This is a genomic window from Zavarzinella formosa DSM 19928, assembly GCF_000255705.1.
GTDB lineage: Bacteria > Planctomycetota > Planctomycetia > Gemmatales > Gemmataceae > Zavarzinella > Zavarzinella formosa.
In genome coordinates this window covers 38,017-40,267 of sequence record NZ_JH636439.1, presented here as the reverse complement: position 1 = coordinate 40,267, position 2,251 = coordinate 38,017, and the positions used below count along the sequence as shown (strand labels likewise).

Genomic DNA, 2,251 nt, shown 5'->3' with positions numbered 1-2,251 from the left:
GCCACCGAACCCGATGGCTTCTACACGACGGACAAGGTCATCGAATTTCTCCGAGCACTTTTGAAGCATCTTCGGGGCAGGGTGGTCGTGGTTTGGGATCGCGGCAGCAACCATAAAGGCCCGCTCATGCGGAAGTTCCTGTCGCGGAATCGTCGGCTCGCCTTGGAGATGTTGCCACCTTGGGCGCCCGAACTGAATCCGGTCGAGCCGGTCTGGTCATGGCTGAAGTATGGCGAACTGGCTAACTTCGTTCCCGTTGACACCGAAGTGCTGGACCACGAAATCTTAGATCGGCTCTTCGGATTGAAATTTGATCCGGAGCTTCTGCGATCGCTGTGGGAACGATCCGATTTGCCGTTCCCGCAGAAAGTGACTCAATAGCTTTCCTTACCTCCGAAGCAGTAGGTGTGGATATTCGACTGAATCGTGGACCTATTCCTCGGGATCCAGTCAGCGGAAGGCCAATCCTTGGTGAATTCAATCCTCAATCGGCGCCGGGTGAAATCAGGCTCTTATACATGAACCCATCGGCAGTGTCTCATCCTCTAACGGGAGATAATTCTTCCGTCAGAGGATGGCTCCATGATTCGCATTCAACTGCCCGATTCCAAGGCCAAGCGCCTCGACGCCTTGTTCCGATCCACGGACGACCCGAAACTTCGGCATCGTCTCCAGATCGTTCTGATGGTTCACCGGGGGCGTCCCCGCCAGGACATCGCCACGGACTTGGGCGTTCATCGCAAGACCGTTACCCGATGGATCAACGCCTATTGTGAGGGGCGGGTTGGACGAACTCCGGTCCGAACAGCCCAAGCGACAACCCGGCCGCATTCCAGCCTCACTGGCTGATGAAGTCCGTCAATGGGTGATCGACGGGCCGGCGAAACAAGGGTTGGACCGGGCCAACTGGACTCACGAGGAACTCGCCGCCCATTTGCTCAAGACCAAGAGCATCCGGACTTCCCGCAGCGCCGTCCAGCGGTTTTGCTCGAAGATTGACATCCGGTTATATCGTCCGACGTATCGTCACCTGCGGGGCAACCCCGACAAGCAGGCCAGGGCCCGGGAGGACCTGGCGGACTTGGGAAAAAGGCGGCGGCCGGTGAACTCGTCCTCCTGAGTCAGGACGAGGCCCGCTTCCCGATGGTCCCGACGCTGGCCGCCACGCTCGGGGTCAAAGGCCACCGGCCCACGGTCGGAAGCCGTGACAACAAGGATCTCCTTTATGTGTTCGGAGTCGTCAATCTGGTCACGGCCGCCGTTCACGCCAACACCTTGGAAAGTCCCCAAAACGCGAAACGAAAGACCGGCCAAAGCAAAAACCGGCGGATGCAACACGCGTTCGCCGATCACCTCCGCCATGTGGGAAGAATGTATCCCAAGGACCGTCATCCCTTGGTGGTCCTGCTGATTGACAATGCCCCCTGGCATCGGGGAAAACTGATTGACGAAGCACTGGCCGAGAATCCGCATCTGCGATTGGAGCGGCTGCCCAGTTATAGTCCGCAGCTGAATCCGATCGAACGGTTCTGGAAGAAACTGCGTCGGCGGGCGACCCACAACCGACTGTTCGACACGCTGGCTGACCTCAAGTCATCCATTCGATCCAGCGTGAAATATTTCCAAACTGTCCGGAGCAAGGTTCGGAGTTTGATCGTTGGACGACCCAAACCGAACAACATCAAATGAGACAATCTCTATGGGTTCATGTATCAGACGGCGGTGTTGCGGAAATATCGAAGCCAATAATCGCTTACTCAAACATTTTGACGCAAGAAACCCCGACACCCGTTTTAGGCAAAAAGAACGATTGATGACGAGAGATCGCGACGATTTATTCGCGGCTGTCGAAACGGCGGCGGCCCGGGGCGGGGGCCGGGTCGATGACTTCTTTGCCGGGGAAGCTCTTGGCCGATTCCGGCCCCATCTCGTCCAGGCAGACTACGATCGAGCCGTCGGGCGGCTGGGTGTAAAGGGTTTCGATCGCCGCTTTTTTTGGCGAACTCCGGATCGACCCGGGAGCCGAACCACGTCTCCTAGTGCAGGTTCAAGCGACCTTTTTCCGTTTCTTGGGCGGGTCCGTCTGCTGAAGATGTTGATGTTGGTTGCAGCCGTAGTAATCGCACGCCCGTGTTTCGACCTCCGAGGCGCTCAACACCCGCTCCGGTTGCACGATGGCCCGTTTGCCATGCACCCATTTGGGCTCGATCGTGTTCAGCCACGGACTCTTGCTTGGCAGCCGGCACGTCAC

General features: G+C 57.8%; 4 protein-coding genes and 1 pseudogene. 4 read left to right on the top strand and 1 reads right to left on the bottom strand.

All coding sequences use genetic code 11. The features are described 5' to 3' along the window. The 4 genes from BGIM_RS56750 to BGIM_RS0101085 all read left to right on the top strand — a co-directional run. A partial coding sequence (locus BGIM_RS56750; protein ID WP_020467962.1) for a transposase occupies positions 1 to 381 on the top strand: 381 nt, incomplete at its 5' end. A gap of 201 nt (positions 382 to 582) precedes the next feature. Continuing rightward, a complete protein-coding gene (locus tag BGIM_RS60095) occupies positions 583 to 849 on the top strand; it encodes a helix-turn-helix domain-containing protein (protein ID WP_072022231.1) in 267 nt (88 codons plus the stop codon). Between the two features lie 16 nt (positions 850 to 865). Continuing rightward, positions 866 to 1,120 (top strand): hypothetical protein, encoded by a 255-nt coding sequence (locus BGIM_RS0101090; protein ID WP_072022230.1) that lies wholly within the window; start codon positions 866 to 868, stop codon positions 1,118 to 1,120. Between the two features lie 23 nt (positions 1,121 to 1,143). Beyond that, a complete protein-coding gene (locus BGIM_RS0101085; RefSeq protein WP_020467959.1) occupies positions 1,144 to 1,689 on the top strand; it encodes a transposase in 546 nt (181 codons plus the stop codon). Positions 1,690 to 2,047: 358 nt separating this feature from the next. Here BGIM_RS0101085 and BGIM_RS0101075 read toward each other — a convergent pair. Then, positions 2,048 to 2,251, bottom strand: a pseudogene (locus BGIM_RS0101075) (hypothetical protein); the annotation flags it as partial.